This window comes from Janthinobacterium sp. SUN033, from assembly GCF_030397595.1.
Lineage (GTDB): Bacteria > Pseudomonadota > Gammaproteobacteria > Burkholderiales > Burkholderiaceae_D > Janthinobacterium > Janthinobacterium kumbetense.
This window is the reverse complement of the sequence record NZ_JAPQNV010000002.1, coordinates 750562-765313: the sequence shown is the minus strand read 5'-3', so window position 1 is coordinate 765313 and position 14752 is coordinate 750562. Positions and strand designations below refer to the sequence as shown.

Annotated in this window: 13 protein-coding genes; 3 read left to right on the top strand and 10 right to left on the bottom strand. The window is 64.4% G+C overall.

Annotation, left to right across the window (positions count from 1 at the left end):
* Positions 1–87: 87 nt before the first annotated feature.
* From OX460_RS12045 to OX460_RS12015, 7 genes are all read right to left on the bottom strand, one after another.
* Positions 88–822 (bottom strand): 2OG-Fe dioxygenase family protein, encoded by a 735-nt coding sequence (locus tag OX460_RS12045; RefSeq protein WP_251350592.1) that lies wholly within the window; start codon positions 820–822, stop codon positions 88–90.
* Positions 823–927: 105 nt separating this feature from the next.
* A complete protein-coding gene (locus OX460_RS12040) occupies positions 928–2964 on the bottom strand; it encodes a TonB-dependent receptor (RefSeq protein ID WP_289898749.1) in 2037 nt (678 codons plus the stop codon).
* Between the two features lie 22 nt (positions 2965–2986).
* Complete coding sequence (locus OX460_RS12035; protein ID WP_289898748.1) at positions 2987–3475, bottom strand: DUF6702 family protein; 489 nt, start codon at positions 3473–3475, stop codon at positions 2987–2989.
* Complete coding sequence (locus OX460_RS12030) at positions 3472–5847, bottom strand: M1 family metallopeptidase (protein WP_289898747.1); 2376 nt, start codon at positions 5845–5847, stop codon at positions 3472–3474. Before OX460_RS12030 ends, OX460_RS12035 begins: the two co-directional genes overlap by 4 nt.
* Before the next feature lie 165 nt (positions 5848–6012).
* Positions 6013–6474, bottom strand: coding sequence for a MarR family transcriptional regulator (locus OX460_RS12025; protein WP_099666727.1), 462 nt, complete (start codon positions 6472–6474; stop codon positions 6013–6015).
* Positions 6475–6553: 79 nt separating this feature from the next.
* A complete protein-coding gene (locus OX460_RS12020; RefSeq protein ID WP_289898746.1) occupies positions 6554–7372 on the bottom strand; it encodes a sugar phosphate isomerase/epimerase in 819 nt (272 codons plus the stop codon).
* Positions 7372–8211, bottom strand: a complete 840-nt coding sequence (locus OX460_RS12015; RefSeq protein ID WP_289898745.1) for a phytanoyl-CoA dioxygenase family protein — start codon at positions 8209–8211, stop codon at positions 7372–7374. Before OX460_RS12015 ends, OX460_RS12020 begins: the two co-directional genes overlap by 1 nt.
* Positions 8212–8320: 109 nt before the next feature.
* Between OX460_RS12015 and OX460_RS12010 the strand changes: the two genes are divergently transcribed.
* Positions 8321–9280: a LysR family transcriptional regulator gene (locus OX460_RS12010; RefSeq protein WP_289898744.1), complete on the top strand. Its 960-nt coding sequence runs from the start codon at positions 8321–8323 to the stop codon at positions 9278–9280.
* 3 nt (positions 9281–9283) lie between these two features.
* Here the strand turns inward: OX460_RS12010 and OX460_RS12005 are convergent, their stop codons facing one another.
* Entirely contained in the window at positions 9284–10354 is a 1071-nt protein-coding gene (locus tag OX460_RS12005; RefSeq protein WP_251350601.1) for a hypothetical protein, read from the bottom strand.
* A 274-nt stretch (positions 10355–10628) separates the two neighbouring features.
* Here OX460_RS12005 and OX460_RS12000 point away from each other — a divergent pair, with 274 nt between their 5' ends.
* On the top strand, positions 10629–11075 hold the full coding sequence (locus OX460_RS12000) for a hypothetical protein (protein WP_251350602.1): 447 nt from the start codon (positions 10629–10631) through the stop codon (positions 11073–11075).
* Positions 11076–11266: 191 nt separating this feature from the next.
* Here OX460_RS12000 and OX460_RS11995 read toward each other — a convergent pair whose 3' ends face one another.
* Positions 11267–12769 (bottom strand): hypothetical protein, encoded by a 1503-nt coding sequence (locus tag OX460_RS11995; protein WP_289898743.1) that lies wholly within the window; start codon positions 12767–12769, stop codon positions 11267–11269.
* The gene (locus OX460_RS11990; protein ID WP_289898742.1) at positions 12766–13641 is read right to left on the bottom strand and encodes a hypothetical protein; all 876 of its coding nucleotides are present in this window, start codon (positions 13639–13641) and stop codon (positions 12766–12768) included. Before OX460_RS11990 ends, OX460_RS11995 begins: the two co-directional genes overlap by 4 nt.
* Before the next feature lie 168 nt (positions 13642–13809).
* Between OX460_RS11990 and OX460_RS11985 the strand changes: the two genes are divergently transcribed.
* Positions 13810–14730 (top strand): hypothetical protein, encoded by a 921-nt coding sequence (locus OX460_RS11985; protein WP_289898741.1) that lies wholly within the window; start codon positions 13810–13812, stop codon positions 14728–14730.
* The last annotated feature ends 22 nt before the right edge of the window (positions 14731–14752 follow it).

Genomic DNA, 14752 nt, shown 5'->3' with positions numbered 1-14752 from the left:
CGACATCGTATGACTATATCGGATTTAGGTCTGCAAAAGTAACTTCCAAGTAACTATTTTGGCCACAGGGAATGCTGTGGCTGCTTGTCAGTTTTCGCCCTGGAACTGACCTGCGCGATAGGTCAGCACGAGCGTATCGCGGTGGCCATGTTCGCCGATCGGCTGGATCGGCGTCGATTCGTGGATGACAGACGCATCGTCGAGCAGCAGCAGCGACCACGGCTCGGTCAGGGTAAAGCGCTTGCCGTTGGGGCCATTGGCCTCGAAGATGCGCGTCTCGCCGCCCTTGACCTGTTCGCGCCCGATCAGCAGCACGGCGACGAAATCGACGCCGTCGCGGTGCGCGCCTTCCGGCGTGGGGCGGCCGATGCCATCGGTCGTATCGATGCGGAACTGGTGCGCCTCGATGAACCACGGCTGGCTGCCCTTGACCTGCGAGCAGGCGTTGCCCAGCGCGCGGATCAGCTGCTGCCAGGCCGCTTGCGCAACGATAGCCGCTTCGACCGGTTCGAACAGGCGGTGCATGCCGCCGTGCAGGGCGTTGTATTCCACCGGTTGCCAGTGCGGACGGTGCGCCGTCTGCGTCAGGCGCTCGCCATCCTGCACGAAGCACGAGTGGCGCCGGCGGCGATAGCGGCCGCCATCCTTCAGGTAATTGTCCAGCGGCAGGGTATTCCAGCTCCCTTCCAGCGCGCGCAGCGCGGCCAGCGGGCAGCCGGCCAGCGCGGCCACGTCCTGCGGGCGCAGGACGGCATAGCCGTCATCGCGCAAGGCTTCCTTGACGTGGGAAGGGTCGGTAAAGATCGGTGCGGAAGTGCTCATGGCGGTGCGGGCCGCAATGCGGCCTGTCTCAGTTTATCCAGCCTGGCATTCTACGACTTCGCGGCAACTCTTGTGTTAGGTCCGATAGGAATTATTCTTGTTGAGTTAAAAATTCTTTACCAGGGTCAGGCGCAGCGAACGCGATTCCACCGGATGGAAGTGGATATCGTCGACGGGTTGCGCTTCGCCGGGCAGGCGCGAGGCATAGTAATAGTCGATGGCCGAGTCGCGCCGGTTGGCCAGGTTGTAGCCTTCGACTTCCACGCGCAAGGTCTTGTCGATCTGATAGGCGATGCGCCCGTTCAAGCCCACGCTGGCCGCGGAGCGCACGCTGTTGTCTTCAATCAGCGGGCGCGGGCCGAAGTAGCGCAGGCGCAAGGAACCCGACCACGGCCCCGGCGGCGTCACCGTCATGGCCAGCTGGGCCACGCCTTCGATGGCGCCGGGGATGAAGTCGCCCGCCGGGTCGCTGCCGCGCGAGCGCGCCCGCGCATATGCCAGGTCCAGGTCTAGCGACAGCCAGCTGGCCGCCTTGTAGTAGCTGGAAAACTCCAAGCCGTAGCGGCGGCTGGGGCGGCCCGCCTCGGTGGCACCCGCGTCGCCGATGAACAGCAGCTCGGAATCGAAGTCCAGGCGGTACAGCGACAGCGAGGTTTGCAGGCCGGCGATGGCGGCGCTGCGCAAGCCCAGTTCCAGCCCGCGCGAGCGCACCAGGGGCGTGACCTTGTCGGCCGCCTCGCCCGTCTTCGGGTCGACGGTGATCGTCGTGCCGCGCGCGTCGTTGCTGTGAAAGCCATTGCCGATGTTGAGATACGCTTCCGTATCGCGCCACGGTCCCGCGATCACGCTCAGGCTGGGACTGAACAAATGGTCGCTGGCCGTGCCCGAATTGGCGGCGCGGTCGCTGCGCACGTCGAAGCGGTAGGCGTCCGCGCGCAGGCCGGCCACGGTGCGCAGCCAGCGCGACCAGCGCGTGCTGTTTTCGCCATACACGCCGATGCTCGACTCGACGATGTGGTCTTGCCGCGTGGTCGACAGGATCTGCCGCTGCCGCGTGTTGTACAAGCCATTGTGGATATTGTCGTTCTGCAGCTGCAGGCCGATGGTGGTGTCGCTGCTGCCCCTGTCCGTGTGGCGGTGCCAGGTGTGGCTGGCGTCGAGGCCGGCCGTCACGCGCCGGTCGGGCTGGGCGAACTGGTCGCCGTTGTCGGGATCGTCCATCGCATACGTAAAATTCGAGAACAGGGCCAGGCGGTTGGCGATCACATACGCGCTGACCCTGGACGACACGTCGTCCGTCGTCTGGCGCCAGGCGCCCGACAGGCTGTAGCGCTGCGCCTTGCCGCCGTCGCTGGCATCGATGGCGTCGAAGCGGCCCAGCGTGCCGTCCTGTACGGCGCGCAGCGGAATCTGGTCGGTGGCGTTCCAGCTGGCGTCGTACGCCATGGCCGTGACGTTGAAGCCGTTGTTGGCATAGCCTTCGCTGTAGCGCAGCACGCCGTTGAGCTTGCGGTAGCGGTCCGGCTGCGTGAACGGGCCATCGTTATGCTGCGCTTCGAGCGCGTACAGCAGGCTGCCGTCGCCCGCATCGGGCGAATCGGCCAGCAGGGCCCGGCGAAAGCCGTTTTGTCCGAGTCCCACGCTGGCGACGCCCTGCGTCAGGCGGTTCGCATACACGACGGACGCCGCCCCCGCCGAGGAAAAGTCGCCTTGCGCCGCCGAATACGGTCCCTTCTTGTAATCGAGGCGCATGGCCAGTTCGGGTATCAGGAAGTTCAGGTCCGTCCAGCCCTGTCCGTGGCCATGGCTGCGCTGGTTGACGGGCATCTCGTCGACGGTGGTGCGCAAGTCCGTGCCGTGATCGAGGTTGAAGCCGCGCAGGTAGAACTGGTTGGCCTTGCCTTCGCCGCTATGCTGGCTGACGATCAGCCCCGGCACGGCTTCCAGCAGTTCGCCGGGCCGGTAGCTGGTGCGCGCATCGAGCTGCTTTTGCGTGACGCTGCCCGCGTTGGCCGAATCGGCCACGCCCAGCTGGTTCAGGCGCGAACCGTCGACCAGCACGCGCTGGAAGATGTCGTCGGCGTGGGCGGCGACCGGTGAAAACAGGGCGGCGAGGAGAAAGGCAAGATGGCGTGGCGTCATGGGTCTTTGGAAGTGGCGGAGCTTAGCGGATCGGCAGTTCCGTGTTCTGGCGGTCGAAAATCAGCGTCTGGATGCTGCCGCTGTCCTGCACGTTGAGGGTGTTGCGCTGGCTGGGCAGGAAATCGATCAGCAACTGGTTGTGGATGCGTGTGGCGGGGGCTAGGCGCGTGCGTTCGAGCTCCTGGAAGATCACCACGTTGTCGGCATTGACCTTCATGCCGACCCAGTTCAGGGGCAGGCGCTTGCCGTCCGGCGCCACGAGGTAAAACTGTTTTTCGACATAGCGGCGCAGCGCCGCTTCGCTGTCTTCCTGGCCCAGGTCGAACTGGCGCTGGTACAGGTTCGTCAGCAGCGCCTCGACGTCGTGGCCAGTGTAGGTGTGCACCACTTCGGTGCTGCCGCTGGCCGCGTTATAGCTGATATCGGCGATGCCCATATGAAAATTATGGGCACCCGCCGCCATGCTGGCGCAGGCCAGCGTGGCGCAAGCGAGCAGGCGCCAGCGCTTCACGCCTCGTCGCCCTTGGCCGAGCCGCCGTTCTTGCCTTTCAGCGGCGTATGAAAATCGCGCATCAGGTTATCCTTGGGCGATTTCTCGCTCTTGAACAGTTCCAGGCGCGACGGCGTGATTTTTCTCGGCCAAGCGTTGTTGCTCGTGTCGATATCGGCCGTTTCCCAGTACGGGTCCTGCACCAGGCCCACCATCGGTTCATCCGTGATGACGACCTTGGTGATTTTCTTCGGCGAGTAGCGCCACACTTCGGCCGGCACGCGCTCGACGTACTTCTTGCCGCTTTTCAGTTCGATTTCGAGTATCAGCGGCATGACCATGCCGCCCACGTTCGACAGGTCGACCAGGTACAGGTGCTTGCCCTGTTTCAGCAAGTCCTTTTCCCACGGTTCCAGGGCGGCCAGCGTTTCGGCGTAGGCGTTGCGGTCCTTGTTGGTCACCGTGAAATCGTCGTGCTGGTTGTAGAAATCCTTCAGCTCCGGATGCGCCTCGACCCGGCGCGGCATGCCCTTGTTGGCGCGGCTCGTGACGGATTCCGGCTGGGCGTCCTTTTGCGCCTTCTTCCAGGCTTTTTCCGTTGCCGGATCCTTCGAGCTCACGCCATATTCGCTGATGCCGTCGATGCTGATGTCGACCGGGTCGGTCGTATAGAACCAGCCGCGCCAGAACCAGTCCAGGTCCGTGCCGGAGGCGTCTTCCATGGTGCGGAAAAAGTCGGCGGGCGTGGGACGCTTGAACTTCCAGCGCTGCGCATATTCCTTGAAGGCGTAGTCGAACAGTTCGCGCCCGAGGATGGTTTCGCGCAGGATGTTCAGGCCAGCCGCCGGCTTGGCGTAGGCGTTGTTACCGAACTGCAGCAGGGACTCGGAATTGGTCATGATGGGCACCTGGTCGCGGCTACGCATGTAGTCGACGATCTCGCGCGGTTCGCCGCGCGAAGCCGGGTAGTTTTCTTCCCACGCCTGCTGCGCCAGGTATTGCACGAAGGTGTTGAGGCCTTCGTCCATCCACGTCCACTGGCGCTCGTCCGAGTTGATGATCATCGGGTAGTAGTTGTGGCCCACTTCGTGGATGATCACGCCGATCAGGCCATATTTGGTGCGCTTGGAGTAGGTCAGCTCGCCCGTCTTCTTGTCTTTCACCGGACGGGGGCCGTTAAACGAGATCATCGGATACTCCATGCCGCCCACGGGGCCGTTGACGGAGATGGCCGTCGGATACGGATAGTCGATGCTGTACTTGTTGTACTGTTCAATCGTGTGCACGATGGCTTGCGTGCTGTACTTTTCCCACAGGGGATTACCCTCTTTCGGATAGTAGGACATGGCCATCACATCGCTGCCGCCCTTCTTGTATCCCTGCGCATCCCAGATGAACTTGCGGCTCGAGGCCCAGGCGAAGTCGCGCACGTTGGCCGCCTTGAAGTGCCACGTCTTTTGCGCGCGGCTCACTGTTTTTTCGGCCGCTTCGGCTTCCTTCTGCGTGACGATGACGACGGGCTTGTCGCTGCCGCGGGCCTTTTCCAGGCGCTCGCGCTGCGCGGAAGACAGCACCTCCTGCGGGTTTTGCAGCTCCCCCGTGGAGGCGACGATATGGTCGGCAGGAACGGTCAGCTGCACGTCGTAGTCGCCGAATTCCAGCGTGAATTCGCCGGAGCCGAGGAACTGCTTGTGCTGCCAGCCGGCCGCATCGTAATAGGCCGCCATGCGGGGGAACCACTGCGCCACTTCGAACAGGGCGTTCTTGTCGTCGAAGAGTTCATAGCCGGCGCGCCCGCCCAGCACCTTCTGTTCGTTGATGCGGTAATCCCAGTCGATCTGGAAGACGAAATCCTGGCCCGGCTTCAGGGGCTGCGGCAAGTCGATGCGCATCATGGTGCGGTTCACTACATATTTCAAAGGCTGGCCATCCGCGCCTGTCAAGCGGCGGATATTGAAGCCGCCCTGGAAGTCGCCGCGCGCGAGGATGCCGCGCAAGCCTTCGAACTTCATGGTCTCTTCGCCCGTCGTCTTGGCCCACGCCTGGCGCGAGGGCGCCGTGGTCATGCGGCGCGCGTCGGAATCGGGCTTGTAGATATTCTGATCCAGCTGCACCCACAGGTAGCCGAGGGTGTCGGGCGACTGGTTATGATAGGTGATGGTGCCGCTGCCGGCGATCTCGCGCCTGGCTTCGTCCAGCGTCGCGCGGATCGTGTAGTCGGCGCGCTGCTGCCAGTAGGCGTGGCCCGGCGCGCCGGAGGCCGTGCGGTAGGTATTCGGGGTGGGCAGCACCTCTTCGAGCTGGCGGAACTTGTCGTCGAATGGTTCGGCCGCGAAGGCCGACACGGTAAAACACAGAGCCAACGAGGCTACGGAGCCGAAAGATATGCGCATATTCACCCTGATGTTGTTGTAAGGAAATAGTGGCAACTATTCTATACGCAGGGCGGGGCCATCCATGTATCGATTTGTAATAAAGAAAGGCGGATTTCACGCCAGCTTTTGCCTGGCGCTGTCAGGGGGATGCTTTACCTGATTTTGCTCGGAAAAGCGGTGCCTTTACTCACTTTTCATCAGGCTGTCGCGCAATTGGTTCAGCTGTTGTTTCATGTCCACAACCTGTTCCACGCTGCACTGGCTGGCCGTCAGGATGGCTTCGGGCAGCAAGGCTGCTTCATGGCGCAGCTGGTCGCCCTGTTCCGTGAGGGAAATGATGACTTGCCGCTCGTCGCTGGCGGCGCGCGTGCGCGTCAACAGGCCCGATTGCTCCATGCGCTTGAGCAGGGGCGTCAGGGTGGCCGAGTCGAGGAACAGGCGCTCGCCCACTTCCGACACCGTCAGGCCGTCGCGTTCCCACAACACCATCATCACCAGGTATTGCGAATAGGTGAGACCGAGCTTGCGCAGGAGCTTGCGGTACAGCTTGTTCATGGCAAGCGAAGTCGAGTACAGCGCAAAGCACAGCTGGCTGTCCAGGCGCGGCACCTGGTGCAAGGGATTGGGGGCGGTGGTGGTATCCATGGGCACAGTATATATAGCGCACTACCTAATTGCAATGCGCGGCGCCGGACCTGGCGATCCGGCACCGGGGCGCAGAAGCTTAGCCGGCGTAGCGCGTGCGCAGCAGATCGAGCATGGCGACGTTCTGTTCCCATGCGTCGCTCACGGGCTGCTGCGTCCAGGGCAGCGTTTGCGTGTACGGCGCGGGGCCGAATTCCGGCGTGAACGTCATGCGCTCGGCACCGGCGGCGCGTCGCAGGGCGACGATGGCATCCCACCAGGCCAGGTGGGCGTCGAGTGCCGGTTTCGCTTCCGGTGCGCGGAAGTCGGCGACCTGCGGCCCTTGCGCATGGCCCACGCGCGCATGCACGTGGCGCACCAGCGGCAGCACCTGCGCCAGGGTCTGCGGCTGGTCTTCCAGCAGCGATTCGCAGGCGCAGCACCAGTGCGACAGGTCGGCCGTCAATGGCAGCTCGGGATACTGCTGCAGATACGGCAGCAGCAGCATCGGATGGCCGGAAAAGCGGCTGCGGTGGATTTCGTGCACGATGGGCACGCCGTGCTTTGCCGAGATGGCGGCGGCCAGGTCGAGCAGCTGCGCGTTTTGCGCCGGCGTATAGAAATCCTTGCCCGTATGGGTGTTGACCAGCACGGGGCGCGCCAAACAGGCGTTTTCCAGCAGTTCGGCCAGGGCGGCGCGGTGCAGATCGAAGTCGCTGTGGAACACGGTTTCCCACTGCGCGGCGATCAGCTGCAGTCCCGCCTTGGCGATGCGCTCCGTCCACTCTTCGCGCAGGGCGACGTCCAGCGGCAGCGACATTTCGATGCCGTCGAAGCCGGCCGCCAGTACCTTGTCGATGAAGACGTCGGGCGGCAGGTCATTATTGCCCCAGTGGGCGGCAAAGATGTCGATGCGCATCAGACGAAGCCCCGCACGGGGAAGGCGTCGTCGCGCTGGATCCAGTTGTGGGCCGCGTATTCCGTCTGGCCGTCGGTGGCGTGCAGGGTGTAGGCGTGGCGCGAGACGGGCGAGCGGTTCGGCGCGCTGTAATGGGGCAGCAAGCCATGGAAGCAGACGAGGGCGCCGGCCTTGACTTCCAGTGGCACGGCCGTGCTGTCGTCGGGCCACGGCATGGCGTCAAGTTTTTCCACGCGCACCTGGTCGCCGTTGCGGATGAAGCGTTCGCGCAGCGGGCCGCGGTGGCCGCCCGGTTCCGCCCACAGGCAGCCGTTGTCCAGGGTCGCGTCTTCCAGCGCGAACCAGAAGGTGGTCACGCTGATCGGCGTGGTCTCGAAATACGTGGCGTCCTGGTGCCAGCGTACTTCGCCGCCGATGCCGGGCTGCTTGAAGATGTACATCGATTGCCATACCTGCGCATCCGCCAGGCCCAGGTCGCGCGCCACTGCGGCCAGTTTCGGGTCGGCCGAAAAGCTGCGGAAGACGGGGTCCAGGTCATGCATGGCGTGGCCGATCTTGTTGATCGACAGGGACTTGGCCTGCTTCAGCTGGCCGTCCGGTCCAAACGCCTCTTCCTCGAAGAAGCAGCGGATGGTGTTGTCGGAAGCGAGAAAATAATCGTTGGTGTTCTTCGCCTGATCGCGCGTGGTGAAGATGGACTGGCTGACGCTGGGATCGAATTCGTTGACAATCTGCTCGGCGCGCGCGCGCAAGGCGGCGATTTCGTCCGCGCCCTTGAAGCCGGGCAGGATGAGGTAGCCGTCGCGTTGGTATTGTTCTTGTTGTTCGATCGTTAGCATGGCGGCGGCTCCGGAGGTCAATGGAAAGCACCATTGTAGGATGGGCGAGGGCGGCAAACAATCGCCCTGCGGTTGACAGATTGTCGCCAAAGCGAAGACAATCTTTGACATGGATCAACTAAAAGCGATGGAAATCTTTGTCGAAGTGGCGCGCCAGCGCAGCTTTACGGTGGCCGGGCAGCGCCTGGGACTGACGCGCGCCATGGTCAGCAAGACCATCATGCAGCTGGAAGAACGCCTGCATGCGCGCCTGCTGCACCGCTCCACGCGCGAAGTGAGCCTGACGGACGCGGGCCGCGCCTATCTGGCGCCATGCATGGCTACCGTCAGCCAGGCGCAGGAAGCGGCGCGCATGGTGGCGCACGTGGCGCAGGCGGGAGCCGGGGCGGAGCTGGCCGGGCCGCTGCGCATCCAGGCGCCATCGAGTTTCGGCAGCGCGTGGCTGGCCGATGCCGTCGCCCGTTTCAGTTTGCTGCACCCCCAGGTGCAGGCCGAATTGTTTGTCGACGATGCGCTGCTCGATCCGATACGCCACGGTTTTGATTTGACGATACGCGTGGGCGGCATCCCGGACAGCAGCGCGCTGGCCATGCGTCCGCTGGCGCCGTGCCGCGCAGTGCTGTGCGCCAGTCCCGCCTACCTGGCGCAATGGGGCGTGCCGCAGATGCCGCAAGAGCTATTGAAGCACCAGTGCCTGCACTTCAGCCACCTGACGGATGGCACGAACTGGCATTTCCAGCGCGGGGAGGGAGACCGGCAAGAGGCTGTGAGCGTGCGCGTGCAGGCGGGTTTTACGGCGAACAATGGCCTGGTGCTGCACCAGGCGGCGCAGCGGGGACTCGGCATCGTCTACAGCACCACGTTCCTCGCCTGGCGCAACCTGCTCGATGGCAGCCTGCTGCCCGTGCTGTCCGGCTGGGAGCTGCCCCTGAATCACTTGAGCGCCCTGTATCCGGCCAGCCGCCAGCCGTCGCCCAAGGTGCGCGCGCTGATCGATTTCCTGGTGGCCGAATACCAGCCCATGCCGCCGTGGGACCGCGAGCTGGCGGCGGCAGGATTTTTCAGCTGAGGCTCAATTGAGTGCGACGGGTTCCACCGTCCACGCGCCATCCGCGTACACGCGCTCGTCGTCCAGATAAACGGCTTGCGTGACGGCGAAGATATCGACGTGGTAGCGCGCATCCTTGCGCTTGAATTGCGGCTTGGCGTAGACGCCGTGCTTGGCGCCCAGCGACAGATGGATGCCGCACATGCGTTCATACGTGCCGATGTCGTTGACCAGCTGCTCGCGCGAAAAGGCGCGGTTCATGCCGAAGCCCAGTTCGCGCACCCACACTTCGCCTTCGTGCGCGCGGATGATCTCCAGCATGGCGGTAAATTCCGGCGTGGCGTTTTCCGTGCCCGTCACGCGCCCCTTTTCGATGATCAGGGTGATCGGCGTGTCGGGGCGGTTGACCATGAAGTGTGTGTCGCCGAAAACAAAGATGCGCACGCGGCCATTGACGGCTTCCAGGTCCTGCGCTTCCGTAAACACTTCGCCCAGGGGGAACTGGCCGCCGATATTGTTCATGCCGCTGTAGTCGCCGATATTGAGCTTGGCCGATTCGAACGGGGAAGCGAAGACCAGCTGCTCGCCGCCGCTGTCGACCATGCCGTGACGGGCGCCGTCGATGCGCGCCTTGAGCGCATGGCCCACGCCGCGGTAATAGGCGGGGTCGTAGGCCAGCGAGGCGATGTAATGCAAGCCCTGCACGCCGGGCATGCGCGACAGGTGCACGTGTTCGATGACCTTCAGCCCCCGCTTGAACAGCTCGATGCGGATGCGGAACGCTTCCAGGCGGAAGCTGGTCGACTGGATCAGCACGACGAGGCTGCCGGAAGGCAGTTCGGCAAACGCGGCCAGCACGGCGTCGGGCGTGACGTCGTCGAAATCGATGAAGGCGGCGTCCGGCAAGGCCTGGCGATACGCTTCTGTCAGCACGACATTGAGCCAGCTGCGCTTGTCGCAGACGATCAGGGCCGGTTCGTCGGGGCGGTGGCAGATGGCCATGGCCAGCAGGTCGGCCACGTTTTGCGCGGCCACTTCGGTGGCGGCGGCGCTGATGGCGTCGAGCCGGCTGGTGTCATTCTCGGGAAGCGTCATGGTGCGGAGGTGGGGGACGTGAAGTAATCGCAGCATTATAAGGTGATTGCCACTGGCCACACCATTCCCCATCCGGCGGAGGGCAGGCGGCTGCCGCGCCCCTGATTACTTGTGTAGTGCTTTCCGGCAATGTATTATTTGATAAATGGTATTGCAGGGCATGGCAGCGAGCCTGGGAGTGGCCCGGCGCAGCGGCAAACGCATGCGCACGGCGGCTCGCTTCCAGTGATGCAGGGACAACAAGCCAACAGGCGATGATGAAGAGTGTGAAGTGATGAGCATAATCGGACAAGATATTCCCATGGAGCGGCCGGATACGGATGGGCGCGCCGCCGTCTTCGTTCCCGTCACGGGCGTCAAGGAAGATGTCCTGTTGACCATACGCAAGGGTGCGGCCATCGTCGGCTTTGCCAACCACGACCGTACCATCACCGTGTATTTTGAAAGCAACCGCTTTGACGATCCCGTGCTGGCCAAATGGGAGCACAAGGCGCGCAAGGCCTACGACCGCCTGGTCGACAATGCGCCCACCGTGTCGAAACTGACCACCAGCCCCGCCAATTTCGAGCAGATCGGTTATATCAATGGCAAGGGCATCACCATCCGCCGCATGGAAAGCCTGCAGCGCTGGCTCGCGTATTCGGATGCGATGGAGACTTGCCCGGCAACGGATATCATTCCGCGCACGGTGATAGCGAAACCTGAAAGCGTTAAAGTTTAAGAGCGGCTGATACAACGCCCTCGGCGTTGTTGCCTGCCCTGCATTTACCTCGCTGTACTGAAGTACTGTCTTCGGGGCGGCACCTGGCCCTGCGCATTTTCTCAGCGGCTCCTGGTCTGCGCGTATGAGTATCCAATGGCGCCGCTGGCGCTAATCCGACCTGCGCGACCTAAGCCTGACCTCGCTTATCACTACACCACGACGATATTCGCCTGCGCCTTGAGCGGGCAGGGCAGGGTGTCGTCGAAGGTGATTTCGATGGCGCTGGCGACGAACATGCCGCCGATGTGCTGGGCGGCGATTTCGGGCGGCGTGCCGGGCTTGGTCAGGTTGACGTCCTGGGCGAAAACGAAGACGCGCCAGGTGCCGTAGACCTTTTGATCATATTGCAGCAAGGTGCGGTAAGCGCGCTTCAAGTCCAGGCTGCCTGCGTAGACGCCATCGTTGGCGCCCGGATCGAAGCCCAGGCCGTCATCGGTCAGCGATTCGACGAAATACAGTCCCTGCGGCGCCTGGAACAGCACGAAGGCATACAGCTCTGTACCGCGGAACACATTGCCATTGTCGCGCTTGAAGCTGGCGCGCAGCCACAGCGGTTCGTAGGCTTGCACGACGGCGGGCGTATCCGTTTCCACGGGCCCCGCCAGGTGGATGTTGACCTGCGTTTCGCTCACGGCATGCTGGTAGGTGGCGCCCGTGGTGAAGCGCTCGTACTCCCAGCTGATGTCGGCCGTGTAGGGCAGGCCCGCGTTCGGCGCTTCCGGCAACACCCATTTCGCCACCACGCGCTCGGCCAGTGTCAGTTCGCCGGCGGCCGGTGGTGTTGCTTCCTGGCCACGCCAGAACGGGTCCGCGATATCGGAGCAGGCGACGGCGATGGCGCCCGAGGCGATGGCCGAGGCCACGCCCGCCACCGTGAATTCGGGCAGGCCCGAGCCTGCCCCTTCCAGCGAGCAGCAGTCGACGCTGGGATCGGTTTCCTCGAAGGTGCCGCCCACGCTGAAGCTGGCCTTGCCGGAACCGAGCGCGGCTGAAATGATGGCCACCAGCGCGGCGATGATGGCGATGATAATGGCGAGTATCTTCCACCACGGGTCGGAAAACGGCAGCTCGCCATGCGTGCCCGCGTAGGCGGGGTTCGGCGTCCAGACGAGGGTCATGCCGGTAGGCACGATCGGTCCCAGGCCGGGCGGGCAGCGGCACTCCTTCCCGTCGCCGCCCGTGCTGCCCCAGCGCTTGCCCGGCAGGTGGCCTTGCGGCTTGGACAGTTCCAGTGTGCCTTCCTCGACCGTGCACGTGTACGTGTTGGTGGCGCTGTCGAAGCGCGTCTGCGAGACGAAGATTTGCTGGATCGAGCGGTGCGGCAGGTAGCCGTCCGCCTTGGCGACGAAGCTGACGAGGCGCTTGCCGGGCGCCGCATGCTGGAAGTCGGCATCCCACATCACCAGCATGGCCGCGCCGGCCGGGATGCTGGCAAAGAAGAAGGTGCGCGCCACGGGCACGATGCCGGGGTCGCCCACGCTTTCCAGGTACACGGTGACATTGTTCAGGGCGCTGCTGGACATATTGGTGACGTGGGCGGCGATGCGCAAGCCATAGATGGCATTGTCGAAGATGCCATCGGGCAGCATGATGTTGGTGACGGGCTCGATCGCGAACGGCCGCGTCAGCACCTGCAGGGGGGTATCGCTCATGATGCTTGCTCCTCGGGGCTTTGCTGGTCTTGCGCTTGCTCTTTCTCGAGATCGGTGACGATATACGTGATGCCGCCCATGACCTTGCCTTCCTGGCTCTCCAGCACGCGCAGCAGCGCATACTGGCGTGGCGGCAAGGCTTCGGCGCGCACGCTCAGGTACACGGCCTGCGCCTGCCCGCGCGGCACTTCCAGCGCCAGCTTTTGCTCGCCGGGCGCATCGCTATTGCAGTGGGGCGTGCGCGCCAGGCCCGCTATCAGGCGGGCGTCCCTGGCCGGCTGCCAGCGCTCGAGGCCCAGGGTGGCCAGCAGGTGTTCCGGCAGCTCGCCGCCCTGCTCAATCTGCAGTTCCACTTTTTTCGTTGCGCGGGGCAGGGCCGCCACCGCGATGGCCAGCGATTGCGCGCGCCTTGCCGCCAGCACCACGGTGACATTGCGCTGGGCGATCTGCTCGTGCAAGGTGGGCTGGAAAGGAAAGCCGTTGGGCAGGGGATCGGGCAGCGGGTTGATGTCGCCCGCGCCGTGGGCCACGGCCAGCAGGCATTCGTGGCCGCCGTTGACGATGACGGGCACCCAGGGCACCAGGCACAGCACTTCCTGCGTGGCGCCCGGCGGCAAGTCGGCAAACGCGGAGCCGATCTGCGTGGCGGCGCCGACGGCGATCTGGCCGGAAGGATCGGCCCAGTAAAAGTCTACGCGCACGCCGTTCGAGGCGCTGTTGCCCGTGTTGTGTACGCGGCCCCACAGGTAGTTGGCGGTGCCGGCGATGGGCGCGCCGGGCGGGCCATTCGGATCATTGCCCGGCACGACCCAGATATCCGCGCTGTCCCACCACCAGGGCTGGCCGTCTTCGATGATCAGGTGGGCTGGCATGGCGTTCTCCTTGTCCTTGGCCGCTGCTGGTAGCTTAGACCGCTGCGGCGGATGCTTTTTGATCGGTATCAAGGCCATGAAACACGGCGCCGTTGCGCCGTTGCCGTGCTTGCGTAAGGTAATATTGCGGCAGAACGCAGTGGAATGACTCCAGGAAAAGGTTGGAATGTGCTTGAAACAGTGAATGACGTTTGCATCAACGCCGCTTGCGGCCGGACCTTGCCGCTGCGCGTGGCGCATTGCCCGTTTTGCGGCGCGCGCCAGATAGCGCAAGCGCCTGTCCTGGAGAAAGCCGTGGCGCCGCCGGTGCCGCGCATGCCGCCGCCCGTGCCCGTCGCGCCTCCCACGCCTGCGCCTGCTCCAATGCCGCAGCCCGCGCCGCAGTCCGCACCCGCGCCCAAGCCCGTCCCGCCAGCACCTGTCGCGCCGGCCAAGGCGCCGCCCGCGAAACCGGCCGTCAAGGGTTCGGTGCCGCCACCGCGCCCGCCCGTGCGCTTGCGCACGTGGCTCGCGGCGGCAGTGGTATTGACCGGCATCTGGTTCTTCAACAAGCCGGCGGACAAGCCGGCCAGCGTGGCGGAACAGGTCGAGGCCGCCACGGCGCTGGCGGCGCAGTGCGACCTGGACGGGGCGCGCAGCGCGCTGGCCGTGCTGAAAAGCGCCAAGGCGCCCGCCGCGCAGATCAAGCGCCTGCAGGCGAACATCAGTAAGTCCGCCGCCGCCTGCGACAGGCAACAGCAGCGGGCGCAGGCCTGGACGGCGCTGCAAGACAGCGTCAGCCAGGCCCTCGATGGGGGCAAGCCGGATCTGGCCGCCACGCGCCTGGCCGCTTACGTGAAACGCTGGGGCGACGATCCCGACACCCTGGAACTCGATGCCAAGGTGAAAGTGGCGCTGGCCAGCGCCCAGCTCGACCTGGCCGACGCCTGCCTGGCGCGTTCGGACCGGGTTTGCCTGGAAAACAGCCTGATCGCCGCCGAGCGCTACAAACGGCCGGAACTGGCGGCGCGCACGCAGACGCTGCGCACGGCGTTGTCGCAATTGCTCGAGCGTTCGCTGCTCGATGCGGCCCCGGGAGCGGGCCAATAACCCCAGCATGAAAAACGCCCGT

Excerpts from the sequence above, each read along its gene's own strand:
- OX460_RS12010 (WP_289898744.1), top strand. The coding sequence starts at position 8,321 with ATGGATCAACTAAAAGCGATGGAAATCTTTGTCGAAGTGGCGCGCCAG.
- OX460_RS11995 (WP_289898743.1), bottom strand. The coding sequence starts at position 12,769 with ATGAGCGATACCCCCCTGCAGGTGCTGACGCGGCCGTTCGCGATCGAG.
- OX460_RS12000 (WP_251350602.1), top strand. The coding sequence starts at position 10,629 with ATGAGCATAATCGGACAAGATATTCCCATGGAGCGGCCGGATACGGAT.
- OX460_RS12015 (WP_289898745.1), bottom strand. The coding sequence starts at position 8,211 with ATGCTAACGATCGAACAACAAGAACAATACCAACGCGACGGCTACCTC.
- OX460_RS12025 (WP_099666727.1), bottom strand. The coding sequence starts at position 6,474 with ATGGATACCACCACCGCCCCCAATCCCTTGCACCAGGTGCCGCGCCTG.
- OX460_RS12020 (WP_289898746.1), bottom strand. The coding sequence starts at position 7,372 with ATGCGCATCGACATCTTTGCCGCCCACTGGGGCAATAATGACCTGCCG.
- OX460_RS11990 (WP_289898742.1), bottom strand. The coding sequence starts at position 13,641 with ATGCCAGCCCACCTGATCATCGAAGACGGCCAGCCCTGGTGGTGGGAC.
- OX460_RS12040 (WP_289898749.1), bottom strand. The coding sequence starts at position 2,964 with ATGACGCCACGCCATCTTGCCTTTCTCCTCGCCGCCCTGTTTTCACCG.
- OX460_RS12005 (WP_251350601.1), bottom strand. The coding sequence starts at position 10,354 with ATGACGCTTCCCGAGAATGACACCAGCCGGCTCGACGCCATCAGCGCC.
- OX460_RS12030 (WP_289898747.1), bottom strand. The coding sequence starts at position 5,847 with ATGCGCATATCTTTCGGCTCCGTAGCCTCGTTGGCTCTGTGTTTTACC.
- OX460_RS12045 (WP_251350592.1), bottom strand. The coding sequence starts at position 822 with ATGAGCACTTCCGCACCGATCTTTACCGACCCTTCCCACGTCAAGGAA.